We start from the raw sequence: 25,421 nt of genomic DNA, 5'->3' as shown, positions 1-25,421 counted from the left end.
CACCATGATCATCGTGGCGACGCTCGGCTACGCCCAACAGCGCGTCCAGCACCGCCGTCGAGCGCGCAGTCGTCGTGTCGCCGCTGTCATATCGTCGACGGCCCCTCGTGACCACGTCGAACGCCCGATGATGCTGGGTCGACGTCACCCCGGGCGAGCTGGCACGTCGATCCCGGTTCGCGCACAAGCGGCCGACTCGCGAGCCTCTGATCCTTCCACGTCACGCCGCCGCACACCGTGCAGCAGGTTGTGGACCAGGGCCACGGCGAACTGCTCGGTCAGAGGTTGATCGGGTAGCAGCAGACGGTGGTAGCAGGCACCCCACAACTGGTCGACGAGGACCTCAGGGTCCACCGTCGGGTCGATCTGACCTCGGGTCTGGGCGCGCCCGATTGCCTCGACCGCTACGGCGCGACGGGGCCGGGAGTACTGCTGTTGGTAAGCCGCCGCCAGTTCGGAGTCGGTTTGCGCCTGCCCGATCAGGCCGGCGATCACCGGCCCTGCTCTGGTGGTGTCGAGCAGCCGCACGAAGGCGGTGAGCTGAACGATGAGGTCGGCTTCGATGTCATCGGTGTCGGGGAAGGCGAGAGCGGGCTCGACCGTGGTGAAGTATCCGGCCAGAGCCAGCGCTCCCTTGGACGGCCACATCTTGTAGATGGTCATCTTGCTGGCCCCGGCCAGGGCGGCCACCCGCTCGATGGTGAAGCCGGCCATTCCCTCTGCGAGCAGCAACCGACCCGCGGCCTCCAGGATCGCCGAGCGCACCTGCGCGGTGGGTCGCCGACCTTGCCCAGGACGGGGCGCGGCCTTCAATCTCTCCGGGACGACGGCTGGGCTGTCCCGCTCGGGGCTCATGCCTCTCCTCTCACACACCGCGCGATGTTGACTACACCGCGCGATGTTGACGCGACGTCTACATCGTGATTTTGTAGACTCATCGTACACATCAACGAGAGGGGAACGACCATGACCGACGCACGCGTCACCATCGTCACCGGAGGATCGGGCGGCATCGGCCGGGAGATCGCCGAACGGCTCGCCGCCGACGGCCAGGCCGTGGTGATCACCTACGGCCGCGACGCCGGCACGGCCCAACAGGTGGTCGACGACATCACCGGCCGCGGCGGCCGCGCTGCCATGGTGCAGGCCGACGTCGCCGACGAACAGTCGGTCGGAGAGGTGTTCGCCGTCGCCGAGCGCGAGTTCGGGGGTGTCGACGTGGTGATCAACTGCGCGGGCATCATGGTGCTGGCCCCGCTGGCCCAGGCCGACCTCGCGGAGCTGGACCGGATGCTGCGCACCAACGTCCGCGGCACCCTGGTGGTCAGCCAGCTTGCCGCCCAACGGCTGCGCCCTGGCGGGGCCCTGGTCAACTTCTCCTCCAGCGTGGTCAAGCTGGCCCTGCCGAGCTACGCCGGCTACGCCGCCAGCAAGGGTGCGGTGGAGGCGATCACCATGGTGCTGGCCAAGGAGCTGCGCGGCCGCGACATCACCGTCAACACCGTCGCCCCCGGCCCGACCGCTACACCGCTCTTCCTCGACGGCAAAGACCCCGTGACCATCGACGCCATGGCCAAGGCGAACCCCCTGGAACGGCTCGGCCGGCCCACAGACATCGCCGAGGTCGTGTCGTTCCTGGCGGGACCCGGCCGCTGGATCAACGGCCAGAACCTCTACGCCAACGGCGGGGCCGTCTGAGGCGCATCCACCGGCGTTGATGCGCGATCGACGACGTCGGGCCCCTCACACCTGAGGTGGGGCGACAGAGGTGGGCAACCCCTCGACCATCCGCGGCGACGCGCGCGCCCACGGCGGCAGGGTACCGCCACCGACCGCCGCCGTTCCCCGCTGACCCATCAATGCGCTGTCGTCGACCCGCAGCACGCGCACTCTGATCGCGCCGGCCTCCGTAGTGACCCGCCGTTCGTCATGGTGGCCGTTGCGGACCACCAGCCGGCGGCCACCGTCCGCGCCCCAGGTGCGCGCAGCCCACCGCGACACGCAGGTGCTTCGACGCCATGACTGCGCCTCATCCCACCGCACAACGTCAGCCTTCTGCTCCGGCGTGAGCGAGCGACGCCGACGCGGGCCGGCAGCCGGCCGGTCTGATGAGGCCATGCTCATCGCCTGTCGTCTCGACCCTCGCCCCCGACAGATCTACACGATGTGGACCTCTGGTGGTCTCACCTCGAGCTCACAGCGCCCGGGGGGGGCGGCGCTGCCGGGCCGACCGTCCAGGACTTCGCGAGCCCGGCGCCTGCGGCGTCACCGTCGACTCAATGAGCCCCGTGCCGGTCGCGGGCGCGTCGGAACACCGGCGCGTCCCGCGACGAGCCTGCCGCGTCGTAGGCGTACCCCGCCTCGTCGAACTCGGTGAGACGACGCACCGAGCGAACGCGATGCGTGACGAGCCACCCGGCCATGAGACCCCGCGCCCGCTTGGCGCTGAACGAGACGACCTTGTAGTCCCCCTGCGGGCCCTGGTCCTCGAACCGCGGTGTGACGACGCGGATGCCGTCGGCCGCGAGCGCGGCGAGGTCGACCGAGCGGCTGTACTCCTGCGAGGCGAGGTCGACGACCACCTGCGGGCCCGGCGACTCGGCGAGGTCGGCGCGCACGGCGTTCGTGATGCGGTCCCCCCACCAGCGGTAGAGCGAGTCGCCGCGGTCGGTCACGAGCGCGGTGCCCATCTCGAGGCGGTAGGGCTGCATGAGGTCGAGCGGGCGCAGCAGCCCGTACAGACCGGAGAGGATGCGGATCGTCTTCTGCGCCTCGGTGAGGTCGCGGGCGTCGAACCGCTCCCGCGCGGCGATCCCCTGGTAGACGTCGCCCGCGAACATGTAGATCGCCGGCCGCGCGTTGCGGGTCGTGAAGGGCGTCGCGAAGTCGGCGTAGCGCTCCACGTTGAGGCGGGCCAGGTCGTCGGAGATGCCCATGAGCTCGCGCAGCTCCCCCGGGCTCTTGCCGCGCATCACGTCCACGAGCCGTTCGGTCTCGGAAAGCATCCTCGGCCGGCTGTTCTTGCGGGTCGGCAGGGGCGAGTCGAGGTCCAGGGACTTCGCCGGGGAGAGCAGGACGATCACCCCTGCACGCTACCGCCCCGATCCGGCCCGCACACCGAGGTGTTGGGGCGCAACAGGATTGGGCGCGTTGTATGCAAGAAGACCCGTTCAGGACGCCTGACCAGGTCATTCGTCTTGAACAAGGACCTGGACGGTCGATACAGTTGGTGTCGGCAGGACGCGATGGGGATCGCGGAACGCCACCCGGTGGGGGCCGGGACGCACGAAGCGGCGATGGGGGTCGCCGAGCACCACCGGCGGGGGCCGGGACGCACGACGCGGCGATGGGGGTCGCGGCGCAGGACCCGGTGGGGGCCGGGAGCACCACGGCGATGGGGTCGCCGAGTACGACCCGGTGGGGGCCGGGGTCCAGGACCGCGATCGTGGGGACGGTCGCGGCGGGACGCACGCAGCACAGCACACGGGGGACGACGCCGACGGGGGACGGCGGCACGCAGCACCCACGACCCGGCCTCGGGGGAGGTCGGTGGCCGACGATCCCGGGCGACGGTGACACTCGGCGCACGGCGCCACGCACGGACCGGCGACGGGGGCGCCGGGGGCACCACCCGGTGGGGGCGGGGAGCAGGACCGCGGACGAGGACTCCTCGACGCGGGCACGACACCGGCCGACCGCCGGAACACCGGTCGGGCGGACGCACGGTCGACCGCCGGCGCACCCGACCGACGGCCTCGCACCGCCCGGGCACCACCGTCACCCGGCGGTGCGCCGCCACGTCCCGCCATCTCGCACCCGCGGCCCGCCGGGTGCACGCCTGCCTACGCTGGGGCCGTGACCACCACGCCGAGCACGACGCCCCCGAGCACGCCCGACGGCCGCCTCATCCTGCTGCGCCACGGCGAGACCGAGTGGTCCCGCACGCGCAAGCACACCGGGCGCTCCGACATCCCCCTCACCGAACGCGGCGAGGACGAGGCCCGGCGGGCGGCGACGCTGCTCACCGAGTTCGACGTCGTGGCCGCCGTCACCTCTCCCCTGCGCCGCGCGAGCCACACGGCCGAGCTGGCCGGCCTCGCGGACGTCCGCGTCGACGACGACCTCATCGAGTGGGACTACGGCGACTACGACGGCATCACCACCGCCGAGATCCGGGAGCGCCTCGGCGGCCACCCCTGGACCGTGTGGTCCGACGGCGTCCCGAACGGGGAGACCGTCGAGGAGGTCGCGGCCCGCGCCCGCAACGCGATCGACCGGGCCCTGCCCGACCTGCACCGCGGCGACGTCGTCCTCGTCGCCCACGCCCACCTGCTCCGGGTCCTCGCGGCGGTCTGGCTGGAGGAGGCCCCCCGCTTCGGCGCGCACCTTACCCTCGCCTCCGGCTCGGTCAGCGTCCTCGGCCACGAGCACGAGAACCCGGCCATCCTGCGCTGGAACGCCATCGCCCCCGCCTGACCCGCCAGGACCGGGCCGCCCCTGCTCGAGACCTCCCCGAGGAAAGTCCGGAGGTCACGACAACCTGCGGCCCCGCGGGTCACTGTGGTGGGTATGGACACGCACGCGCCGGGGGCGGAACGGCGCACTGCCGCGCCCGCACCGGCCGGGCGCCCGGCCTCCGCGACGGTGGGGCACGGGGGACTCCCCTGAGGGAGCGTCGCCGCCCTGGGCGACGCCGCGACGACGGGCCTACCCTGAGGCCATGTGCCGCAACATCCGCCAGCTCCACAACTTCGACCCGCCCGCCACCGACACCGAGATCGAGGCGGCCGCCCTCCAGTTCGTCCGCAAGGTCGGCGGGGGCGCCCCGAGCAAGGCCAACGAGGCCGCCTACGCGCGGGCCGTCGACGAGATCGGGGCGATCGTGCACCGCCTCCTCGGCGAGCTCGTGACGAGCGCCCCGCCGAAGGACCGTGACGAGGAGGCCGCCAAGGCGAAGGCGCGATCCGCGGCCCGCTTCGGCCGCACCGCCTGACCCGCGCGCCGGTGACCCATGACGACGCCGTCCTGTCGCGGTGGCCGGTGCGCCGCGTGGAGGCCTCCCCCTCGGCGCAGCCGCCCGCCCCGGACGCCTGGCCGGCGACCGTGCCGGCGGTCGCGCACTTGCTGCGCGACGGCCTCGACCTGCGGGGCGCCACCGTGCTCGTCGGCGAGAACGGGACCGGCAAGTCGACCCTCGTCGAGGCGATCGCCACCGCCTACGGCCTCAACCCCGAGGGCGGTTCGGTCCACGCGCGGCACCGTACGCACGACAGCGAGTCCGGCCTGGACGCGGCGCTGCGCATCGTCCGGGGCGCCGGGGCGAGCCGGTGGGGCTACTTCGTCCGCGCCGAGACGATGCACGGGTTCTTCACGTACTCCGTCGAGAACAACGGCCCCGACTTCCACCGGATGAGCCACGGCGAGGCCTTCCGCGAGCTCGTCCTCGGGACGACGTGGTTCGACGGCCCCGGCTTCTACGTCTTCGACGAGCCCGAGTCGGCGCTGTCGTTCTCGGGGCAGCTCGCGCTGCTCGGGCAGCTCGCCGACCTCGCCGGCAGCGGCGCCGCGCAGATCCTGCTCGCCACCCACTCCCCCGTCCTCGCGGCGCTGCCCGACGCGGCCGTCTACGAGCTGGACGAGAGCGGGTACGCGCGCCGGGAGTGGGCCGACCTCGAGATGGTCGGCCACTACCGGTCCTACCTCGACGACCCGCGGCGCTACCTGCGCCACCTGCTCGACTGAGACCCGCCGGCCGGTACGACGACGCGCCGGCACGACGGCGCCGTCTCAGCTCCCGACGGGCCGGACGATGTCGGCGTAGATGAGCAGCGCCGACATCCCGATGAGGACGATCGACATCGCGTAGGCGATGGGCAGGCCCTTCGCGACGTCCACGTACCCGGGGTCGGGGCGTCCGGTGGCCCTGGCGACGGCCCGCTTGAGCGCCTCCCACAGGGCGCCGGCCACGTGCCCGCCGTCCAGCGGCATGAGCGGGATGAGGTTGAAGACGAACAGCGCGATGTTGAGGCTGGCGAGGAGCCCGACGAGCAGCGCGAACCGGTCGGCGGTCGACGTGCTCGAGTCGAGGCCGAGCAGCGGCATCGCCTGCCCGGAGCTCACCTCGCCCGCCATGCGCCCGACGCCGACGACGCTGACCGGCCCCTCGACGTCGCGCTCGGCGCTGCCGAACGCCGCCTGCCAGACCCCGACCATCTTCTCGGGGATGTGCAGGACGAGGCCCGCGGTGCGGGCGACGCCGTCGCCGATGACGCCGGGGACGGCCGAGAGGGGCTGGGGCACGTTGACGATCCGGGCCGGGCGGTTGGACGTGCCGATGAAGCCGGCGGTCACCGTCTCGGGGCGGCCGTCGGCGCCGAGCACGGGCACGCCCTCGGCGTCGACCTTCGCGACCTGGTTCGCGATCGGGGTCACCGCGAGGGTGACCTGCTGCCCGCCGCGGTCGACGACGAGCGGGAGCGGCTGCCCGACGTGCGGGCGCACGAGGCTCGCGATGTCGCCCATGTCGTGCACGGGCTGCCCGCCGATGGAGACGTACACGTCGCCGGGCCGGACCCCGGCCGCCGCGGCCGGCGACGGGGAGTCGGCGGCCGTGCACGCCGACGTCGGCGCGCCGCTCGCGGCCCCGGCCGGCCGCACGCACTCGACGACCCCGGCGACGGCGGCGCCCTGCGCCTCGCGCTGCCCGTAGAGGGTGACGAGCCCGGTGAGCAGGACGCTCGCAATGAGCAGGTTCATCAGGGGCCCGCCGAGCATGACGGCGATCTTCTTGGGCGTGCTCAGCCTGTAGAAGACGCGGTGCTCGTCGGCCGGTGTCACCTCCTCCATGGACTGCGCGCGGGCGTCGTCCATGAGGGCGGCCCAGCGGCCGGTGGAGGACGACGGGACGAGGGTGCCGTCGGAGCCGGGCTTGGGCGGGAACATGCCGATCATGCGGATGTACCCGCCGAGGGGGACGGCCTTGACGCCGTACTCGGTCTCGCCGCGCCGGCGCGAGAAGATCGTCGGGCCGAACCCGACCATGTACTGGGTGCACTTGACGCCGAAGCGCTTGGCGGGAACGAGGTGGCCGATCTCGTGCAGCGCGATCGACACGCCGATCCCGACGATCATGAAGAGCACACCGAGCAGATAGGTCACGCGCTCACCTCCCCCTTCGTCGCAGGCCGGTCGGCCTCGGATGCCCCGCCGGCGGCCCCGTCGGTGAGGACCTCGTGCGCGCGGGCGCGCGCCCAGTCCTCGGCGGCCAACACGTCCTCGACGCTCCGGACCGCCGTTCCGTTCCCGGCCCCCTCGCGCGCCCAGTCGTCGACGACCCGTTCGAGGGTGTCGACGATGTCCAGGAACCCGATCCCCCCGGCGTGGAAGGCCTCGACGCACTCCTCGTTGGCGGCGTTGTAGACCGCCGGGTAGCCGCCGCCTGCGCGGCCCACCCGGTAGGCGAGGGGTACCGCGCGGAACGCCTCCTCGTCGAGGGGGAGGAACTCGAACGTGTGCGGGCGGGTCCAGTCGTAGGCCGGCGCCGCGCCCGGGACCCGGTCGGGCCAGCCGAGGCCGAGCGCGATGGGGATGAGCATCGTCGGCGGGCTCGCCTGGAACAGGGTGGACCCGTCGGTGAACTCGACCATCGAATGCACGTCGGAGGTGGGGTGGACGACGACGGTGATGTCGTCGAACGGCACCCCGAAGAGCAGGTGGGCCTCGATCACCTCGAGGCCCTTGTTGACGAGGGTCGCCGAGTTGGTCGTCACGACGCGGCCCATGTCCCACGTGGGGTGGGCGAGCGCCTCCGCCGGCGTCACGTCGCGCAGTTGCTCGCGGGTACGGCCGCGGAACGGCCCGCCGCTGGCGGTGACGACGAGGCGGCGCACCTCGTCGGCCCGTCCGCCGCGCAGGCACTGGGCGAGCGCCGAGTGCTCGGAGTCGACGGGCACGATCTGGCCCGGCCGCGCCGCCGCGGTGACGAGTTCGCCGCCGACGATGAGCGATTCCTTGTTCGCGAGCGCGAGGACGCTGCCGGCCTCGAGCGCCGCGAGGGTGGGCCGCAGCCCGATGGATCCGGTGATGCCGTTGAGGACGACGTCCGCGCCCTCCGCCGCCAGGGTGGTGCTCGCGTCACCGCCGGCGTGCACGCGCGGGCGGTAGCCGTCCCGGCCGGCCTCGCGGGCGGCGCGGGCGATCGCGTCCGACAGGGCGGCCTCCTCGCCGCGGGCGACGCCGACGACGGGCACGTCGAACCGGACGGCCTGACGCGCGAGGACGTCGACGTCCGAGCCGCCCGCCGCGAGCCCGACGACGTCGAACCGGCCCGGGTTGCGACCGATGACGTCGAGGGCCTGGGTGCCGATCGAGCCGGTCGAGCCGAGGAGGGTCACGGAACGGGGGGCAGTCACGCCCCCATTCTCCACCCCGCCCCCGGCCGGCACCCGGGCGCGGCCGGGCGGCTCCCCGGGTCCGGGACCCAGGGCCCGGATCGGCGGGCGCCCGACCCCCTACTGTGGAGGTGACGGGTGGCGGCCGGACGGCGGCGACACCCACAACGACGAGGAGGACGACGTGGCCGACCGCGACGGGCTGACCCTGGGCTATCGGATCGGGTGGAACATCCGCCGGGCCGTCATGACGGTCTTCGGGCCCGCCCAGCTCGGCTCCCACAACGATCCCCTCTCCCGCCTGCAGGCCGAGCGCGCCGCCAAGGTGGCCGAAGCGCGCCGCAAGCGCTGACCGGCGGTCCCACCCGCCGCTCGCGACCCGGGGTCAGCGGCGGGAGCGCCTCGTCCGCAGCGCCCGCCCCGAGACCAGCGCCTGCCCGAGCAGCACGAGGACCACGGCGACGACGAACATCGAGAACCCGATGACGTTGGCCTGGGCGGGGATCCCGCGCAGGTAGGAGACGTAGACGAAGACCGGGAACGTCGTCGTGTCGCCCGAGACGAAGTTCGTGATGATGAAGTCGTCGAAGCTGAGGGCGAACGAGAGCAGGGCGGCCCCGAGGATGCCGGGCGCGGTCAGCGGCAGCGTCACCCGCCAGAACGTCTCGACCGGGCCCGCGTACAGGTCCATCGCCGCCTCCTCCAGGCGCGGGTCGAGGCTCGCCACCCGGGCCCGCACCGTGACGACGACGAAGCTCAGCGCGAACATCACGTGGGCCGCGACGACGGTGGCGAACCCGAGCTCGACCCCGAACCGCGAGAACCCCTGCACGAAGATCGTCAGCAGCGAGGCGCCGAGGACGATCTCGGGTGTCGCCATCGGCAGGAAGACGAGGACCTCGGCCGCGCGCCGGCCGGCGAACGTGTGCCGGACCAGCCCGAACGCGATCATCGTCCCGAGCACCGTCGCGACGAGCGTCGACAGGAGCCCGACCTGCAGACTCGTGATGAGCGCCTCGCACACGCCGGGCGCCCCGCAGGGATCGGCCCAGTGCTCGAGCGTCGGCGACGACTGGGCGTTCCAGACGATGTTGCTCTTCGTGTAGTCGTTGAACGAGAACGCGAACGTGTACGCCACCGGGAGGAAGAGGTAGGCGAGCACCGCGATCGCGGTCGCCATGACGGCCCGGTCGGCCAGCCACTGCGCCAGCCGCACCCGGGCGGGCGGCACGGGGGCGGGGGCCGGACCGGACGGGCCGGTGGAGCCGGGCACGTGGGTGGGGCCGCTCACACGAGTTCCTTGGTCCCGAACCGGCGCACGTACGCGCCGACGAGCACGAGGATGAGGCCCATGAGCACGATCGAGAGCGCGGCCGCGACCGGGTAGCCGCCGAGGACGCGGAAGAACTGGCTCTCGATGACGTTGCCGACCATCTTCGTGCCCGTGTCGGATCCGAGCAGCTCGGCGTTGACGTAGTCGCCCGCGGCCGGGATGAAGGTGAGCAGCGTGCCGGCGAGGACGCCGGGCATGCTCAGCGGCAGCGTCACCGTGCGGAACGTCGTGAAGGCGCCGGCGTAGAGGTCTGTTCCGGCCTCGATGAGCCGGGGGTCGACGCGCTCGAGGCCGGCGTAGATGGGCAGCGCCATGAAGGGCAGGAACGTGTACGTCAGCCCGGCGACGACGGCGACCCACGTCTCGGTGATCCGCTCCCCGGGCAGCAGGTGCAGCACGCCCAGCGTGCGGGCGACGAACCCGTCGTCGGCGAGGATCTGCCGCCACGCGATCGTGCGCAGGATGAACGACGTGAGGAACGGCGCCATGATCGCGACGAGCATGAGGTTGCGCCAGCGCCCCGCCTTGAACGCGACGGCGTACGCGAGGGGGTAGGCGAGCGCGAAGGCGAACACCGTGGCGAGGGCGGCGTAGAGCACGGAGCGGCCGAAGTGGGCCCCGAACGAGCCGAGCGCGGTGACGTAGTTGCCGACGTCGACGTTGCGGTAGTAGTACCCCGGGTAGCCCGGGAACGGCGACTGCAGGCTGACCGACGCGAGCTGGACGAGGGGCGCGAGGTAGAAGACGGCGAGCCAGGCCAGCCCCGGGGCGAGGAGGACGTACGGCAGCCAGGTGCGCCTCTTCACCGGATCACCCCCGGCGCGCCCACGAGGTCCTCCTCCGTCGCCGACGACGAGGCGGGCTCGTCGCGGCCGCTCAGCCCGAAGGCGTGCCGGCTGTCCCACGACACGACGACCTCGTCGCCGGGGCGCAGGTCCTCGTCCTCGATGTCGAGGTTCTGCTCGAACACCCGCCAGCCGCCGATGCCCGGCAGGTCGAGCGCGTACTCCGTGCTCACGCCGGTGAACGAGATGTCGACGACCGTGGCCGGACCCAGCGCGGCGGTGAACCCGCCCCGGGGCGGTTCCTCGCCGAGGGCGACGCGGTGCAGGCGTAGCTTCTCGGGCCGGATCCCGACCCGCACGGCCGACCGGGCGGGGGCGTCGGGCTCGGCGCAGCGGGCCCGGTCGAGCCACACCCGGTGGGCCCCGACCTGCACGACGACCCAGTCGCCGTCCCGGCCGAGGATCGTCCCGTCGGCGAGGTTGGTCCGCCCGAGGAAGCCGGCGACGAAGGCGGTCCGGGGCAGGTCGTACAGCGCGGTCGGCGACCCCATCTGCTCGATGCGGCCCGCGTTCATCACCGCGACCGTGTCGGCGAGGCTCATCGCCTCCTCCTGGTCGTGGGTGACGTGGACGAACGTGATCCCCACCTCGTGCTGGATGCGCTTGAGCTCCCCCTGCATGCGGCGGCGCAGCGTGAGGTCGAGCGCCGCGAGGGGCTCGTCGAGGAGGAGCACCTCGGGCCGGTTGACCAGCGCCCGGGCGAGCGCGACGCGCTGCGCCTGCCCGCCGGAGAGCTGCGCCGGGCGCGCGGCGGCGAGGTGGTCCATCGCGACGAGCTCGAGCGCGGCCTGCGCCTGCGCGGCCGCGTCGGCCACCTTCCGCCGCCGGGGCCCGAACTCGACGTTGCCGCGCACGTCGAGGTGCGGGAAGAGGGCGTAGCTCTGGAACACGGTGTTGACCGGTCGGTCGAACGGCCGGGAGGCCGTCACGTCCGACTCGCCGATGCGGATCCGGCCCGCGGTCGGCGTCTCGAGACCGGCGACCATCCGCAGCGTCGTCGACTTGCCGCACCCCGACGGCCCGAGGAGCGCGAAGAACGACCCCTGGGGCACGCGCAGGTCGAGGGCGTCCACGGCGGTGAACGACCCGAACCGCTTGGTGAGGGCCTGCAGGTGCAGGTCGCCCCCGCCGCCCGTGGCACTGCGTCGGTTCCGGCGCATCAGTTGCCCACCACCTTCGCCCAGCGGGCTCCGTATTCGGCGTCCTCGTCCGCGTCGAGCGCCCGGAAGACCCGGGCGTGCCGGCGCAGGAAGTCATCGGTGGGGAAGACGAACGGGCTCTTCGCCAGCGCGGGGTCGATCTTCTCCATCGCCTCCTGCGCGCCCCGGACCGGGCAGACGTAGGTCACGTACGCCGCGACCTGGGCCGCCACGGCCGGGTCGTAGTAGTAGTTCATGAGCGCCTCCGCGTTCCGGCGCCGCGGGGAGGTCACGGGCACGGCGACGTTGTCGGTCCACAAGGTGCCGCCGGAGTCGGGCAGCACGAACTGCCACGAGTCGTCGCCGGTCTCGGCGCGCAGCGAGAACAGGTCACCGCTCCAGACGAGGCCGGCCAGGGCGTTGCCGCTCTTGAGGTCCTGCAGGTAGGAGTTCCCGCGGATGCGACGGATGTGCCCGTCGGCGATCCTCTTCTCCACCTCGCCGAACGCGTTCTCGACCTCGGTCTTCCCGAACGAGCCGGTGATGTCGACGCCCTGGGCGAGCATGACGAGCCCGGCCGTGTCGCGGAACTCCGAGACCGCCACCACCTTGCCGCGCAGGTCGTCGGCCCACAGGTCCTCGATGCTCCTCAGGTCCCGCCCGAGCTTGCGCCGGTTGTAGCCGATGCCGCCGAAGCCGCCCTGCCAGGCGAGGGAGAAGTGCCGGCCCGGGTCGAACGGGGCGTCCTTCATCGTGTCGAGCAGGTGGGTCGCGTTCGGCATCCGCAGGAGCTCCAGTGGGGCGACGAGGCGCTCGCGGATGAGCCGGTTGATCATCCAGTCGGTGAACACGAACAGGTCGGCGCCCACGTCCTGGCGGGAGCGGAGCTGGGGCGCGATCTTCGTGAAGTACGTGTCGTTGTCGTCGATGTCCTCGGCGTAGGCGACGTCGATGCCGGTCCGCTTCTCGAACGCCGCCAGGGTCGGGTACGTCTTCGCGTCCTCGGACAGGTCGAGGTAGGCGGTCCAGTTCGAGAAGCGCAGCGTGCGATCACGGGCCGAGACGTCGGCGGGCAGGGCCCGGATGTCGAGCCCACCGCCGGCCGGGGGCGGCGGTGGGGCGCAGGCCGCGACGGCCGCCAGGGCCGCGAGACCCATCCCCGCACCCAGCGCCTCTCGGCGGGTCGCGAGGCTGCGGGCCGCCGCCCGGCGCAGGGCGCGCACGGCCGGGTCGAGCGGGACGTCCACGCGCGGGCCTCCGGGAGGGATCAAGGCCCTAGGGGGGCCGCGGGAGGGCCGCGAGGATCCGCGCACCCACCGGCGGACTCGCATCCGTCCCGGCGTGATTCATTCTCCCTCGCGCGGCCCGCGCGCCCCGGCAGGCTCGGGCTCGGGGTGTCGCCGCGGCGCCGACCCGGCGGACCTGCCCCGACCCGCCCGGCCCCGGCCTCGGGGCCGACCGGCCCTCAGGCCTCGGTGTTGGCCATGACGTGCTTGACGCGCGTGTAGTCCTCGAAGCCGTACATCGACAGGTCCTTGCCGTACCCGCTGTGCTTGAACCCGCCGTGGGGCATCTCCGCGACGAGCGGGATGTGCGTGTTGATCCACACGCACCCGAAGTCGAGGCGCGCACTCATCCGCATCGCGCGGCCGAAGTCCCGGGTCCAGACGCTGCTCGCGAGGCCGTAGCGCACGCCGTTGGCGCGGGCCAGCGCCTCGTCCTCGCCCTCGAACCGCTGGACGGTGATGACGGGCCCGAAGATCTCCTCCTGCACCGCCTCGTCGTCCTGCGCCAGCCCCGCGACGACCGTCGGCTCGAAGTAATACCCGTCGCCGAGCCGCGCGATCCGGTGCCCGCCCGCGGCGACGTCGGCGTGGTCGGGCAGCCGGGAGAGGAACCCGGCGACGCGGTCGGCCTGGTCGGCGCTGTTGACCGGCCCGAGGAGGGCGTCCTCGTCGTCCGGCAGGCCGACCGCGGCGTTCTCGCGCGCGTACTGCGCGAGCGCGGCGACGAAGTCGTCGTACACGCCCGCCCCGGCGAGCACCCGGGTCGCGGCCGTGCAGTCCTGGCCGGCGTTGAAGTACCCGGCCGTCGCGATCCCCTCGACGGCGGCCTCGATGTCGGCGTCGTCGAAGACGATGACCGGCGCCTTGCCCCCGAGCTCGAGGTGCACGCGCTTGAGGTCCCGGGAGGCGGACTCCGCGACGGCCATCCCGGCCCGCACCGACCCGGTGATGGCCACGAGCGCCGGGGTGGGGTGCTCGACGAGGGCGCGGCCGGTCTCGCGGTCGCCGGTGACGACGTTGAAGACCCCGGGAGGCAGGCACTCGGCGCCGAGCTCGGCGAGCCGGAGCGTCGTCTCCGGGGTGGTGTCGCTCGGCTTGAGGACGACCGTGTTGCCCGCCGCGAGCGCGGGGCCGATCTTCCAGATCGCCATCATCATCGGGTAGTTCCACGGGGTGACCTGGCCGACGACCCCGATCGGCTCCCGCCGGATCCACGACGTGTGCCCCGCCAGGTACTCCGCGCTCGCCCGCCCCTCGAGCACGCGGGCCGCGCCCGCGAAGAAGCGGAGCTGGTCGACCATCGGCGGGATCTCCTCGCTCGCGGTCAACGCGTACGGCTTGCCGGTGTTCTCGGCCTCGAGATGCACGAGCTCGTCGGCGTGCGACTCGATGAGGTCCGCGAACCGCAGGAGCGCCTGCTGCCGTTCGGAGGGCGTGGTCCGCCCCCAGGTCTCGAACGCGGTGGCCGCGGCCGAGTACGCGGCGTCGACGTCCTCGGCGGAGGAGCGGGGCGCGCGCGCCACGACCTGCGCGGTCACCGGGCTGACGATGTCGGTCGTCTCGCCCGATCGGGCCGGCACGTGCGCGCCGTCGACGAAGTTGCGCAGGATGCGGGGGCTGGACGTCACGGTGGTCTCCTCGGCAGGGTGGTCCGGTCGGCCCTCTCGACTGTAGCCACGGCGACCGCCGCCCGCGCCGGGTTCGCCGACCCCGGGGCCACGCCCGCATTCCGACCTGGGCGGCTCGGCGCCCTCCCGATGGTCGGCCCTCCCCGACACCATGGCACGACTGGTATCGCGGCGGTACCATGGCGGCATGGCCATGACTCTCCGCCTCAGCGACGACCACGACGCCAAGCTCACCGCCCTCGCGGCCGCCCAGGGTGTCAGCAAGCAGCAGGCCGTGCTGCGCCTCATCGACGCCGCGGCCGAACGGGACTCCAAGAACGAACGCCTTCACCGGGTGGCCGCCCGCGTCAAGGCGCGGGACGCCGAGCTTCTCGAGAGGCTCGCCCAGTGACCTTCCTCTATCTCGACGTCGAGGATCTCGCCCTCCTCGCCGTCGAGCTCGGCACACCTGCGGTCCGGGATGCGGGCCTGCTCGACTCCGCCGCCCACCGTCCCGCAGCCTCGGTGTTCGGCGAGGACGCCTATCCCGACCTGGCGACCAAGGCTGCCGCCCTGCTGTCCTCCATCGCCCGCAACCACGCGCTGGTGGACGGGAACAAGCGCCTGGCCTGGATGGCGGCCGTCGCCCTGTGCGACCTCAACGGCCACGACCTCCGCGCGCCGGACACCGACACGGCGTACGACCTCGTCATCGCGGCGGCCACGGGGCAGGCGGAGGTCGCCGAGCTCGCGCCGGTGCTCGCCGGGTGGATCGCACCGTTCGGGACCGACTGAGCCTCACGACCCGAGTCGCCCGCGCCCCACGCCGCGGGCGTCGCGCGGCGCCTCACTCGCGGCGCAGGACGGGGCCGAGGTCGTCGAGCACGGACGGGTCCTCGATGGTGCTCGGCACCATGGCCTGCTGGCCGTCGGCGATCTGCCGCATCGTCTTGCGCAGGATCTTGCCCGACCGGGTCTTGGGCAGCGCGAGCACGACGTCGACGAGCTTGAGCGCCGCGACCGCCCCGACCTCGTCGCGCACGCGCGCCACGAGCTGGGCCCGCAGCCGCTCCTGGCCCGCCTCGTCGAGGTCGACGCCGCTCTTGAGCACGATGAGCGCCCGCGGGACCTGGCCCTTGAGGTCGTCGGCGACCCCGATGACGGCGCACTCCGCGACCTGCGGGTGACCAGCGAGGGCCGCCTCGATCGAGCCGGTCGAGAGGCGGTGCCCGGCCACGTTGAGGACGTCGTCGGTGCGGCCCATGACGAAGACGTAGCCGTCCTCGTCGATGTACCCGCCGTCGCCGGTGAGGTAGTAGCCGTCGAACGCCGACAGGTAGGACGACACGAACCGGTCCTCGTCCTCCCACAGGGTGGGCAGCGTGCCGGGCGGCAGCGGCAGGCGGATGCAGATGGCGCCCTCGGTGCCCGCCGGGACCTCCTGCCCGCGTTCGTCGAGGATCCGCACGTCGTAGCCGGGGGTCGGGACGGTGGGCGACCCCGGCTTGATCGGCAGTTCCTCCACCCCGACCGGGTTGGTCGCGATGGGCCAGCCGGTCTCGGTCTGCCACCAGTTGTCGATGACGGGGATGCCCAGCTGCTCGCTCGCCCACTCGTACGTGCCGGGGTCGAGGCGTTCACCGGCAAGGAACAGCCGGCGCAGGCTGCTCAGGTCGTGTTCACGGATCTTCGCGCCGGTCGGGTCCTCCTTCTTGATGGCCCGGGTGGCGGTGGGCGCCGTGAACAGCGACGCGACGCGGTACTTCTCGACGACGGCCCAGAACGCGCCCGCGTCGGGGGTGCCGACGGGCTTGCCCTCGTAGACCACGGTCGTCGCCCCCGCGAGCAGCGGGGCGTACACGATGTAGGAGTGGCCGACGACCCACGCGACGTCGCTCGCCGCCCAGAACACCTCGCCCGGCTCGATGCCGTACAGGTTGCGCATCGACCACGTGAGGGCCACGGCGTGCCCGCCGTGGTCGCGGACGATGCCCTTGGGCCGGCCCGTGGTCCCCGACGTGTAGAGGACGTACAGCGGGTCGGTCGCGGCCACGGGCACGCACTCGGCCGACGGCACCGCGTCGGAGCGCATCGCCTCGGCCCAGTCGACGTCGCGTTCGCCCAGCTCCGCGGGGAGCTGGGGGCGCTGCAGGATGACGCAGGCGGCGGGCTTGTGCGACGACCGCTCGATCGCGGCGTCGAGCATCGGCTTGTAGGGCACGGTCCGCGACGGCTCGATGCCGCACGACGCGGCGACGACGACCTTCGGGCGCGCGTCCTCGATGCGGATCGCCAGCTCCGCGGGCGCGAAGCCGCCGAAGACGACCGAGTGGACCGCGCCGATGCGCGCGCAGGCGAGCATGGCGACGATCGCCTCGGGCACCATCGGCATGTAGATCACGACGCGGTCGCCCTGGTCGACGCCGAGGGACCGCAGCAGACCCGCGAACTTCGCGACCTGCTCGAGCAGCGTCGCGTACGTGACGGTGCGTGAGGTGCCGGTGACCGGCGACTCGTAGTGGATGGCGGCCTGGTCGGCCCGGCCCGCGACGACGTGCCGGTCGAGGGCGTTGTAGCAGGTGTTGAGCGTCCCGTCGGGGAACCACCGGTAGAACGGGGGCCGGGTGTCGTCCAACGCCCGGGTGGGGCGTCGGATCCACGTCACCCCCGAGGCCGCCTCCGACCAGAACCCCTCCGGGTCGCTCGTGCAACGCTGCTGGACGCTTCGGTAGGCCCCGGTGCTCATGGGCCCATCCTCTCGCCCTCCGGCCCTGCGTGGGGTGGAAGTCGAGCGCGACGATCCGACGGAGTCGGAGCGGGTGGGCCGCGAGCGGGACCGACGGTCAGCCGCAGGCGAGACCGAGCGAGGTGAGCACGCGGGCCGGGGCCCGGCCGCAGCCGACCTCGGCGGTCCCGAGGTCCGCGACGGCCCATCCGGTGCGCGCGCGGTTGACGAGGACGTCGGCCCGGTCGAGGTCGACCCCCTTCGCGGGGACGAGGGTGGCCCGGGCCCAGCGCGCGTCGGTCCGCGAGATCCGCACGTCGCGGACGGAGAACTGCCGGGCGCTCAGGTCCGTCGAGGCGAGGACCTCGGCGGTGACGGCGCGGATGACGAGCCGACGCGTGGACACGGCCCGGGGGGTCGCGGACGGCGAGGCGGCCACCGCGGCGGTCCGGGCGACGGTCGCGGCCGCCGGTGCGGCGGTGTCCGCGTCGGCGACGGAGCCCGGGCCGTTGCCGGCCACCGAGACCCCGAGCGCCGTGGCCAGGCCGGCGGCGAGCAGCCCACCGGCGATGCGCGCCCGCCGGACGCCGCGAGGGCGGCCGGAGGGCGGGTTCGGCGTGGCCTCGCACGAGACGGTCGAGGTGCTCGACGTCGCCGATGTGGTCGATGTGTCGGTCGAATGCATGTGCAGACCTCCTGTACGCGGCACGTCGGGGTGCCCCGGCCGAGCCGGGAGCGGCCCGCGGACCCCCCGTGGTCCGCGGACCCCCCCACCGCTGAGGTGTGCGACGACCGGGACGCCGCGAGGGTTCCCCACGCCGGGTCACGATTCGGTCACGCCGCCCGACGGGGACCCGGAGCTCCCCCACGCGGGCCCGTGGGACGCGCCCCGGCGCGGGCCCGGCATCATCGTGGGCATGGAGATCGAGTCGATCGAGTCGCTGGCCGGGGCCCTCGACGCCGGCGTCCCACTGGGCCGCCTGCGGCTGCAGGGGCTCGACCTGCGCGACCACGCGAGCCTGCTGACGGGCCGCGACGACATCGAGGGCCTCGTCGTCCTCGGCGGCCGGATGCCCGCGGCGCTCGGCCGGCACCTGACGCGGCACGGCGCGGTCGTCCTGCCGCCCGCCCCGCACGCGCCGGTCGACCCCTACCGGGCGCACCTGTACACCCCTCACGAGCTCTACGACGGCCTGGCCGAGCACGGGTACGACGCGACACCGGATGCCCGCGCCTACGCGTGGGAACGCGCCGCGAACCTGCGACACGACGCGTACGTCGCGGTGCTCCGGGCCACGCACGACGTCGCCATGGACGACGCGCTCGACGAGCTCGTCGACGGTCACCGCGTCGTCGGCGTCATGGGCGGCCACGCCGTGCGCCGCGGGGAGCCCGCGTACGCCGACGCCGCCCGCCTCGGCCATCGGCTCGCCGACGCGGGCCTGCTCGTCGCGACCGGCGGCGGGCCCGGCGCGATGGAGGCCGCCAACCTCGGCGCGTACGCCACCTCCGAACGCGCCCTCGACGCGGCCGTCGACCGCCTCGCCGGCACCCCGTCCTTCGTTCCCGACGTCGGGGCGTGGGCCCGGGCCGCGCTCGACGTCCTCGCCGAGCTCGCGCCCGCCCGGGCCGCGGCGGGCCCGGCCCCGCGCAGCGTCGGCATCCCCACGTGGTTCTACGGCCACGAACCGCCCAACGTGTTCTGCGACGGCATCGCGAAGTTCTTCTCCAACGCCGTCCGGGAGGACGGCCTCCTCGCGCGCTGCACGGCCGGGATCGTCGTCCTGCCGGGCGCCGCGGGAACCGTGCAGGAGATCTTCCAGGCCGCCACCCCGCGCTACTACGCGGCGACGACGGAGCCCACCCCGGCCGCGACGTCACCGCTCGTCCTCGTCGGGCGCCGGCACTGGACGCAGGAGATCCCGGTGTGGCCGGCCCTGCAGGCCCTCGGCCGCGACCGCCCGCTCGGCCACAGCCTGCACCTCGTCGACGACCTCGCCGAGGCGGCGGCGGTCATGGGCACCGGCCGCTGACCCTGCCGCTGGGCCACCGGTCGGCCGACCCGTCAGACGGACAGCGTGTCCGCCAGCACCTCGAGGACGTGCCGGTAGGGGCGGGCGGTGGCGCGCGTCATGCCGAGTTCGCACGTGCGGTTGGTCGAGACGTACGCGTCGACCGGGCCTGCCTGCTCCGCGGCGCGGACGTCGCGGGCCTCGGGCCGCGTGGCCCCGGCGGTCAGTTCCGGGTGGAGCAGCCCGCGGTCGCCGGCGAAGCCGCAGCAGCCGGCCGACGGCGGCACGACGACCTCCCGCGCGCAGCGGGCGGCGAGGGCGGTGAGCGCGTCGACGCCGCCGGCGCGGAGGTCCGAGCACGTCGGGTGGACGACGACGCGCTCGAGCCGTGCCGGCGGGTCCGGCAGGCGCGGCGCGACGTGCTCGGCGACGTGGGCGACGGCGTCGAGGACGGTCAGTGCCTCGAGGCGCACCGCGAGATCGCCCCGGCCCGCCGCGCGCAGGTCCGCCCCGAGCTCGGCGAGCCCGTGGCTGCACGAGCTCGCGTCCGTGACGACCGGGATCCGGCCGCCGTCCGTCGCCTCGAGCAGGGCCGCGGCGGTCCGCTCCGCCATCACGGCGGCACCGCGCCGCAGTCCCTTGCTGCGCCAGACGGTTCCGCAGCACAGGCCTTCGATCCCGTCGGGGATGCGCACCCGCACGCCCGCCGCGTCGCACAGAGCGAGGAAGGCGAGGGCGGCGCCGCGCTCGTCCGACCCGTCGTGCCCCACGGGCCCGGCCGGTCCGTCGGACGCGGCCGGCCCGAACAGCTCCCCCAGGCACGAGGCGAAGAGCACGACGTCGCCGGGCTCGCGGCGCGCCTGCGTGCGCCGCGAGCGACCCGGGCCGGGCAGGTCGTCGCCGAGGCGCGGCACGAGGTCGGTGGGGAGCAGGAGCCGCGCGGCGTCGGTCAGCCCGGGCAGCACCCCGTCGGGGACCACCCGCGCGGCGCCGACCCCGGCCCGCAGCGCCGGCAGGACCGCGCCCCAGTGCCGCGCGAGCTGCTCGCCGACCGCTTCCGAGACGGGCGTCTGCGCGGCCGCCCGGTGCGACTTCATGAAGGCGCCGGTGTCGATGCCGACGGGGCAGGCGCCCTCGCACAGCGAGTCGGCGGCGCACGTCTGGACGGCGGCGTAGTCGTACTCGTCCGCGAGGTCCGCCCGCAGGGCCGAGGTGGCTACGGCGAGGTCGCGCAGGAGGGCGATGCGCTGGCGGGGAGTCGTCGTCACGTCCCGCGACGGGCACACCGGTTCGCAGTAACCGCACTCGACGCACCGGTCGACGGCGGGGTCGACGAGGGCCGACGTCTTGAGGTGGCGCAGGTGGGCCTGCGGGTCGTCGCCGACGACCACCCCGGGGTTGAGCACCCCGCCCGGGTCGGCGAGCGCCTTGATCCCGCGCATGACCTCGTACAGGTCGTCGCCGTACTGGCGCCGCACGTACGGCGCCATGATCCGCCCCGTCCCGTGCTCGGCCTTGAGGGAGCCGTCGGCGCCGAGGACGAGGTCGACGAGGTCCTCGGTGAAGGCCGCGTAGCGCCGCACCTGGGCCGGGTCCGCGAGGTCGGGGTTGATCATGAAGTGGAGGTTCGCGTCGCGGGCGTGCCCGAAGATTACCGCGTCGTCGTAGCCGTACCGGCCGCACAGCTCGCCGATCCCGCGCACCGTCGCCGTGAGCGCGGGCATCGGCACGACGACGTCCTCGAGCAGGGCCGTCGAGCCGGCCGGCCGGGCCCCGGCGACCGCGGTGTACAGCCCCTTGCGCACCGACCAGGCGGCGGCCCGCACCGCCGGGTCGCGGCCGAACTCGGGCACCGACGCGAGCCCCCGCAGGCCGCCCGTCACCCGGGCCATCGCCGCCACGCCGTGGTCGAGCTCCTCGGGCGAGTCCTCGGAGAGCTCGACGAGCAGCGCGGTGTGGCCCCGCACGCTGAGCCCGTCGAGGGCCGGCACCCGCACCGGACCCGCCTGCGCGACGCGCAGCGACGCCGCGTCCATGAGCTCCGCGGTCCGGGCGCCCGCCTCGAGCAGGCCCGGGAGCGCGTCGGTGGCGGCGTCGATGCCCTCGAACACGAGCAGCGCGGTGGCGACGTGGGGGCGGACCGGCACGGTCCGGTACGTGGCCGACGCGACGAACCCCAGCGTCCCCTCCGAACCCACCATGAGGTGGGCGAGGATCTGGGCCGGCTCGTCGTGGTCGAGCAGGCTGTTGAGGCCGTAGCCCATCGTGTTCTTCATCGAGAACTGGTGCTCGATGCGGGCCCGCGCGGCCGCGTCGGATCGCACCCGGTCGCGCAGCCGCGCCAGACCCTCCCAGAGCCGGGGCTCGGCGGCCCGCAGCCGGGCGTCGGCGTCGGGGCGCGCCGTGTCGACGAGCGTGCCCGAGGGCAGCACGAACTCGAGGGCGTCGAGGGTGGCGTACGTGTTCGCCGTGGTGCCGCACTGCATGCCGCTGCTGTTGTTCGCGACGACGCCGCCGATCGTGCAGGCCGACTCGCTCGCCGGGTCGGGGCCGAGGGCCCGGCCGTGGGGGCGCAACCGCGCGTTCACCGACCGCACCGTGGCACCGGGCCGGGCGCGGACGCGCGCGCCGTCGTCGAGCACCTCGACGTCGCGGAAGTGGCGCCGGGTGTCGAGCAGGATGCCGTCGGTGCCGGCCTGCCCCGACAGGCTCGTGCCGCCCGACCGGAACGTCACGGGGACCCCGTGCCGGGCCGCCACGGCGACCGTCGCGGCCACGTCGGCGCCGTCGCGGGCGACCACGACCGCGCGCGGGAGCAACAGGTAGTGCGACGCGTCGTGCGACAGGCGCAGTCGGTCGAGCATCCGCGTGCTCGCGACGTCCGGGCCGAGCGCGGCCTCCAGGTCGGCGAGCGCGCGCGCCGACAACTCGGCGTGGGTGGGCACTTCGACGGTCATGACGAACCTCCTGGGGCCGGGGCGCGCCACGCTACCGGACCCTTGCGAGGGGCCGCTCGTCAGGCGGTGGCGGCGGCGAGCTGCCCGCAGGCGCCGTCGATGTCGCTGCCGCGGGTGTCGCGGACCGTCGTCGGGATGCCGTGGGCCCGGAGCCGCTCGACGAACTGCTGCTCGACCCCGGGACGGGACGCCGTCCACTTCGACCCGGGCGTCGGGTTGAGCGGGATCGGGTTGACGTGCACCCAACCGCGCCCTCGGGCGTTGAGCTTCTCGCCGAGCAGGTCGGCGCGCCACGCGTGGTCGTTGATGTCGCGGATGAGCGCGTACTCGATGGAGACCCGGCGCCCCGTGGCCCGGTAGTAGCGGTAGGCCGCGTCGAGCGCCTCGTCGACCTTCCACCGGTTGTTGATGGGGATGAGCTCGTCGCGCAGCTCGTCGTCGGGGGCGTGCAGGCTCAGCGCCAGGGTCACGGGGATGCCCTCCCCCGCGAGCCGGTCGATCCCGGGCACGAGGCCGACGCTCGACATCGTGATGCCGCGCGCCGACATCCCGAGTCCGGCGGGCGACGGGTCGGTCAGGCGGCGGATCGCGGCCACGGCGCGCTTGTAGTTGACGAGCGCCTCGCCCATCCCCATGAACACGACGTTGGACACCCGCGCGAGATCCGTCGGCGACGCCGCGCCGGGCTCGGCGTCGTCCTCACCACCGAGTTCCTGACCGTGCTCCTGCCCGGGCGCCGCCCCCTCGATCGCGCTCGCGGCACCGGCGGGCAGCTCGGCGCGGCCCAGGGGACCCGATCCGGTGCCGCCGTCGCGCAGCATCCGGCCGGCCGCGACGACCTGCTCGACCATCTCGGCGGTCGACAGGTTGCGGGTGAACCCCTCCTGGCCGGTCGCGCAGAACGGGCAGTTCATACCGCAGCCCGCCTGGCTGCTGATGCACACGGTCGCGCGCCGCGGGTAGCGCATGAGGACGGACTCGACGAGCGCCCCGTCGTGCAGGCGCCACACCGACTTCACGGTCGCTCCCCCGTCGGCGCGCAAGTGCCGCACCGGCGTGAGCAGGGTGGGCAGCATGGCCGCCACGAGCTCACCGCGGATGGCCTTCGGGAGGTCCGTCATCGCCTCGGGGTCGGACTCGAGGCGCTCGAAGTAGTGCGTCGAGAGCTGGGCCGCCCGGAACGGCTTGTGGCCGAGCTCCGCCACGGCCGCGCGCCGACCGGCGACGTCGAGGTCGGCGAGGTGCGTCGGGGGCATCGGGTTGCCCGGGGGCGAGAACGTGATCTGGCCCGGGCCGGGCCGGCGACGTTCCAGGCGCAGCGGCGCGGGCCCGCCGCCGGGGGTGGGGGCGGGTGTGTCGGCGCTCGGGTGCTCAGTCATCGACCCCATCCTCTCAGGGACGCCGCGCCCGACGCACGGCCCGGCCCACGACCGCCCTCGCCGGGGCCTCTCGAGTGCCTCGGGGTCGGGTCGCTCAGGCCACGGGGACGAGGACGAGCAGGACGAACCAGACGACGGGTGCGGCCAGCAGGAGCGAATCGATCCGGTCCATGAGGCCGCCGTGGCCGGGCAGGACCCGGCCGAGGTCCTTGATGCCGAGGTCGCGCTTGAGCATCGACTCGGTGAGGTCGCCGAGCGTGCCGAGCAGCACGGCCGCGAGGCCGACGATCGCCCCCGCCCACCACGCCCCGTGCAGCAGCAGCGGCACGGTGATCGCGCCCGCGACGACGCAGGCGGCGGCCGACCCGGCGAAGCCCTCCCACGACTTCTTCGGGCTCACCGACGGCGCCATGGGGTGCTTCCCGGCGAGCACACCCGCGGCGTACCCGCCGATGTCGCTGCACACGGTGATGAGGACGAACGCGATGACGCGTTTCGGCCCGTCGTCCTCGGCGAGCATGAGCGCCGAGAACGAGGCGAGGAACGGGCCGTAGGCCGCGACGAAGGCGCCGCCACCGATGTCGCGGGCCGCGCCCGGCAGCCCCATCGTCGTACGCCAGCACACGACGGCGAGGATCGTCAGCCCGAAGGCGACCATGAGCGCGACCGGCCCGCCGAGGTAGGCCGCCGGGATCATCACCGCGGCACCGACGAGCACCGGCAGCGCGGGCACGCGGATCTTCCCCGCCGCGAGCCCCTGACACAGCTCCCAGGAGCCGAGCAGGAGCGCCGGCGTGACGACGAGCAGCCAGCCCCACTGCACGACGAGGAGGCTGACCAGGCACAGCCCGCCGAGGCCGAGCCCGACGCCGATGGCGAGCGGGAGGTCGCGGCCGGCCTTGCCGTGGCCCGTCGTGCCCGCCGCCGGGGCCTTGCCCGCCGGCGTGGCCGGGGACGCGGTGGGCGCGTTCACCGGCGCGGGTCCCTGCTCGAACGCGTTCCCGCCCTGCGGGGCGTCGTCGTGCGGTTCATTCGTGCCTGACCTTCGGCTCGTCGCGGAGGCGCGTCCGGGGTGACGCCGGGAGCGGGCCCCGGCGCGGGGCGTGGCCCGGCCGGGGTCCGGTCGCGACATCAGACCTCCAGCAGCTCCGACTCCTTGCCCTTGAGCAGGGCGTCCACGGCGTCGACGTGCTTCTTGGTCAGCGCCTCGAGCTCCTTCTCGGAACGCGAGCCCTCGTCCTCACCGACGTCGCCGTCCTTGACGGCCGCCTCGATCGCGTCCTTCGCGGAGCGGCGCACGTTCCGGATCGACACCTTCGCGTCCTCGCCCTTGCGCTGCGCCATCTTGATGTAGTCCTTGCGGCGCTCCTCCGTGAGCTGCGGCAGGACGCACCGGATGGTGTTGCCGTCGTTGCTCGGGTTGACGCCGAGGTCGGAGTCGCGCAGCGTCTTCTCGATCGCGCTCATCGACGACTTGTCGAACGGCGAGATGAGGATCGTCCGGGCCTCCGGCGTCTGGAACGACGCGAGCTGCTGCAGCGGGGTCGGGGCGCCGTAGTAGTCGACGAGGAGCTTGTTGAACATGCCCGCCGTCGCCCGCCCCGTGCGGATGCCGGCGAAGTCCTCCTTGGCGACCTCGACGGCCTTGTCCATCTTCTCCTCGGCCTCGAACATCGTCTCGTCCAACATCGCCCGCTCCTTCGCTGCTCGTCTGTCGCGCCGGCGCACCCGCGCCGACCACGTTCTCG

23 protein-coding genes are annotated in these 25,421 nt (G+C 73.9%); 8 read left to right on the top strand and 15 right to left on the bottom strand.

The features are described from left to right. Positions 1-144 precede the first annotated feature (144 nt). Positions 145-855 (bottom strand): TetR/AcrR family transcriptional regulator, encoded by a 711-nt coding sequence (locus tag ICW24_RS05195; protein ID WP_226344650.1) that lies wholly within the window; start codon positions 853-855, stop codon positions 145-147. A gap of 111 nt (positions 856-966) precedes the next feature. Here ICW24_RS05195 and ICW24_RS05190 point away from each other — a divergent pair, with 111 nt between their 5' ends. Continuing rightward, positions 967-1,698 carry an SDR family oxidoreductase gene (locus ICW24_RS05190; RefSeq protein WP_226344649.1) on the top strand — a complete coding sequence of 244 codons (732 nt, stop codon included), beginning with the start codon at positions 967-969 and terminating at the stop codon, positions 1,696-1,698. 578 nt (positions 1,699-2,276) lie between these two features. Here ICW24_RS05190 and yaaA read toward each other — a convergent pair. Further along, positions 2,277-3,083, bottom strand: coding sequence for a peroxide stress protein YaaA (gene yaaA, locus ICW24_RS05185; RefSeq protein ID WP_226344648.1), 807 nt, complete (start codon positions 3,081-3,083; stop codon positions 2,277-2,279). Positions 3,084-3,855: 772 nt separating this feature from the next. Here yaaA and ICW24_RS05180 point away from each other — a divergent pair. The 3 genes from ICW24_RS05180 (at position 3,856) to ICW24_RS05170 (ending at position 5,742) form a co-directional block, all read left to right on the top strand. Beyond that, complete coding sequence (locus ICW24_RS05180; RefSeq protein ID WP_226344647.1) at positions 3,856-4,476, top strand: histidine phosphatase family protein; 621 nt, start codon at positions 3,856-3,858, stop codon at positions 4,474-4,476. A 244-nt stretch (positions 4,477-4,720) separates the two neighbouring features. Then, entirely contained in the window at positions 4,721-4,993 is a 273-nt protein-coding gene (locus ICW24_RS05175; RefSeq protein WP_226344646.1) for a DUF2277 domain-containing protein, read from the top strand. Positions 4,994-5,004: 11 nt separating this feature from the next. Beyond that, positions 5,005-5,742: an AAA family ATPase gene (locus ICW24_RS05170; RefSeq protein WP_226344645.1), complete on the top strand. Its 738-nt coding sequence runs from the start codon at positions 5,005-5,007 to the stop codon at positions 5,740-5,742. A 45-nt stretch (positions 5,743-5,787) separates the two neighbouring features. Here the strand turns inward: ICW24_RS05170 and ICW24_RS05165 are convergent, their stop codons facing one another. Then, positions 5,788-7,158 carry a M50 family metallopeptidase gene (locus ICW24_RS05165; protein WP_226344644.1) on the bottom strand — a complete coding sequence of 457 codons (1,371 nt, stop codon included), beginning with the start codon at positions 7,156-7,158 and terminating at the stop codon, positions 5,788-5,790. Continuing rightward, positions 7,155-8,411: a 1-deoxy-D-xylulose-5-phosphate reductoisomerase gene (dxr, locus tag ICW24_RS05160; RefSeq protein ID WP_226344643.1), complete on the bottom strand. Its 1,257-nt coding sequence runs from the start codon at positions 8,409-8,411 to the stop codon at positions 7,155-7,157. Before dxr ends, ICW24_RS05165 begins: the two co-directional genes overlap by 4 nt. Before the next feature lie 163 nt (positions 8,412-8,574). On the opposite strand from dxr, the gene ICW24_RS05155 reads away from it, so the two are divergent. Continuing rightward, positions 8,575-8,742: a hypothetical protein gene (locus ICW24_RS05155; protein ID WP_226344642.1), complete on the top strand. Its 168-nt coding sequence runs from the start codon at positions 8,575-8,577 to the stop codon at positions 8,740-8,742. Between the two features lie 33 nt (positions 8,743-8,775). Here ICW24_RS05155 and ICW24_RS05150 read toward each other — a convergent pair whose 3' ends face one another. The 5 genes from ICW24_RS05150 to ICW24_RS05130 form a co-directional block, all read right to left on the bottom strand. After that, positions 8,776-9,570 carry an ABC transporter permease gene (locus ICW24_RS05150; protein ID WP_226344771.1) on the bottom strand — a complete coding sequence of 265 codons (795 nt, stop codon included), beginning with the start codon at positions 9,568-9,570 and terminating at the stop codon, positions 8,776-8,778. A gap of 107 nt (positions 9,571-9,677) precedes the next feature. Then, the gene (locus ICW24_RS05145; protein WP_226344641.1) at positions 9,678-10,529 is read right to left on the bottom strand and encodes an ABC transporter permease; all 852 of its coding nucleotides are present in this window, start codon (positions 10,527-10,529) and stop codon (positions 9,678-9,680) included. Then, positions 10,526-11,728 (bottom strand): ABC transporter ATP-binding protein, encoded by a 1,203-nt coding sequence (locus ICW24_RS05140; RefSeq protein ID WP_226344640.1) that lies wholly within the window; start codon positions 11,726-11,728, stop codon positions 10,526-10,528. The genes ICW24_RS05145 and ICW24_RS05140 overlap by 4 nt, the downstream gene beginning before the upstream one ends. After that, entirely contained in the window at positions 11,728-12,954 is a 1,227-nt protein-coding gene (locus ICW24_RS05135; RefSeq protein WP_226344639.1) for an ABC transporter substrate-binding protein, read from the bottom strand. Before ICW24_RS05135 ends, ICW24_RS05140 begins: the two co-directional genes overlap by 1 nt. Before the next feature lie 218 nt (positions 12,955-13,172). Beyond that, entirely contained in the window at positions 13,173-14,621 is a 1,449-nt protein-coding gene (locus ICW24_RS05130; protein ID WP_226344638.1) for a gamma-aminobutyraldehyde dehydrogenase, read from the bottom strand. A gap of 187 nt (positions 14,622-14,808) precedes the next feature. Here ICW24_RS05130 and ICW24_RS05125 point away from each other — a divergent pair, with 187 nt between their 5' ends. Next, the gene (locus tag ICW24_RS05125) at positions 14,809-15,012 is read left to right on the top strand and encodes a CopG family transcriptional regulator (RefSeq protein ID WP_226344637.1); all 204 of its coding nucleotides are present in this window, start codon (positions 14,809-14,811) and stop codon (positions 15,010-15,012) included. Then, a complete protein-coding gene (locus ICW24_RS05120; protein WP_226344636.1) occupies positions 15,009-15,395 on the top strand; it encodes a type II toxin-antitoxin system death-on-curing family toxin in 387 nt (128 codons plus the stop codon). Before ICW24_RS05125 ends, ICW24_RS05120 begins: the two co-directional genes overlap by 4 nt. Before the next feature lie 52 nt (positions 15,396-15,447). On the opposite strand, the gene ICW24_RS05115 is transcribed toward ICW24_RS05120, so the two are convergent. Together ICW24_RS05115 and ICW24_RS05110 are read right to left on the bottom strand one after the other, a co-directional pair. Then, on the bottom strand, positions 15,448-17,346 hold the full coding sequence (locus ICW24_RS05115; protein ID WP_226344635.1) for a propionyl-CoA synthetase: 1,899 nt from the start codon (positions 17,344-17,346) through the stop codon (positions 15,448-15,450). 97 nt (positions 17,347-17,443) lie between these two features. After that, the gene (locus tag ICW24_RS05110; RefSeq protein WP_226344634.1) at positions 17,444-18,010 is read right to left on the bottom strand and encodes a hypothetical protein; all 567 of its coding nucleotides are present in this window, start codon (positions 18,008-18,010) and stop codon (positions 17,444-17,446) included. Between the two features lie 232 nt (positions 18,011-18,242). Between ICW24_RS05110 and ICW24_RS05105 the strand changes: the two genes are divergently transcribed. Further along, positions 18,243-19,358: an LOG family protein gene (locus ICW24_RS05105; RefSeq protein WP_226344633.1), complete on the top strand. Its 1,116-nt coding sequence runs from the start codon at positions 18,243-18,245 to the stop codon at positions 19,356-19,358. Between the two features lie 32 nt (positions 19,359-19,390). On the opposite strand, the gene ICW24_RS05100 is transcribed toward ICW24_RS05105, so the two are convergent. From ICW24_RS05100 to frr, 4 genes are all read right to left on the bottom strand, one after another. Next, positions 19,391-22,294, bottom strand: a complete 2,904-nt coding sequence (locus tag ICW24_RS05100; protein WP_226344632.1) for an FAD-binding and (Fe-S)-binding domain-containing protein — start codon at positions 22,292-22,294, stop codon at positions 19,391-19,393. Between the two features lie 59 nt (positions 22,295-22,353). Beyond that, a complete protein-coding gene (gene rlmN / locus ICW24_RS05095; RefSeq protein WP_226344631.1) occupies positions 22,354-23,673 on the bottom strand; it encodes a 23S rRNA (adenine(2503)-C(2))-methyltransferase RlmN in 1,320 nt (439 codons plus the stop codon). A 94-nt stretch (positions 23,674-23,767) separates the two neighbouring features. Further along, on the bottom strand, positions 23,768-24,646 hold the full coding sequence (locus ICW24_RS05090; RefSeq protein ID WP_226344630.1) for a phosphatidate cytidylyltransferase: 879 nt from the start codon (positions 24,644-24,646) through the stop codon (positions 23,768-23,770). A gap of 158 nt (positions 24,647-24,804) precedes the next feature. Continuing rightward, entirely contained in the window at positions 24,805-25,362 is a 558-nt protein-coding gene (gene frr, locus ICW24_RS05085; RefSeq protein WP_226344629.1) for a ribosome recycling factor, read from the bottom strand. Positions 25,363-25,421: the final 59 nt, after the last annotated feature.

The sequence above is a fragment of the Agilicoccus flavus genome (assembly GCF_014857905.1).
GTDB lineage: Bacteria > Actinomycetota > Actinomycetes > Actinomycetales > Dermatophilaceae > Agilicoccus > Agilicoccus flavus.
This window is presented reverse-complemented; position numbering and strand designations above follow the sequence as displayed.

What these genes read in the sequence shown, in the direction of transcription:
- ICW24_RS05195 (WP_226344650.1), bottom strand. Translation starts at nt 855, where the DNA reads ATGAGCCCCGAGCGGGACAGCCCAGCCGTCGTCCCGGAGAGATTGAAG.
- ICW24_RS05190 (WP_226344649.1), top strand. Translation starts at nt 967, where the DNA reads ATGACCGACGCACGCGTCACCATCGTCACCGGAGGATCGGGCGGCATC.
- ICW24_RS05175 (WP_226344646.1), top strand. Translation starts at nt 4,721, where the DNA reads ATGTGCCGCAACATCCGCCAGCTCCACAACTTCGACCCGCCCGCCACC.
- ICW24_RS05150 (WP_226344771.1), bottom strand. Translation starts at nt 9,570, where the DNA reads ATGGCGACCGCGATCGCGGTGCTCGCCTACCTCTTCCTCCCGGTGGCG.
- ICW24_RS05140 (WP_226344640.1), bottom strand. Translation starts at nt 11,728, where the DNA reads ATGCGCCGGAACCGACGCAGTGCCACGGGCGGCGGGGGCGACCTGCAC.
- ICW24_RS05125 (WP_226344637.1), top strand. Translation starts at nt 14,809, where the DNA reads ATGGCCATGACTCTCCGCCTCAGCGACGACCACGACGCCAAGCTCACC.
- ICW24_RS05115 (WP_226344635.1), bottom strand. Translation starts at nt 17,346, where the DNA reads ATGAGCACCGGGGCCTACCGAAGCGTCCAGCAGCGTTGCACGAGCGAC.
- ICW24_RS05110 (WP_226344634.1), bottom strand. Translation starts at nt 18,010, where the DNA reads ATGCATTCGACCGACACATCGACCACATCGGCGACGTCGAGCACCTCG.
- ICW24_RS05105 (WP_226344633.1), top strand. Translation starts at nt 18,243, where the DNA reads ATGGAGATCGAGTCGATCGAGTCGCTGGCCGGGGCCCTCGACGCCGGC.
- ICW24_RS05100 (WP_226344632.1), bottom strand. Translation starts at nt 22,294, where the DNA reads ATGACCGTCGAAGTGCCCACCCACGCCGAGTTGTCGGCGCGCGCGCTC.
- rlmN (WP_226344631.1), bottom strand. Translation starts at nt 23,673, where the DNA reads ATGACTGAGCACCCGAGCGCCGACACACCCGCCCCCACCCCCGGCGGC.
- frr (WP_226344629.1), bottom strand. Translation starts at nt 25,362, where the DNA reads ATGTTGGACGAGACGATGTTCGAGGCCGAGGAGAAGATGGACAAGGCC.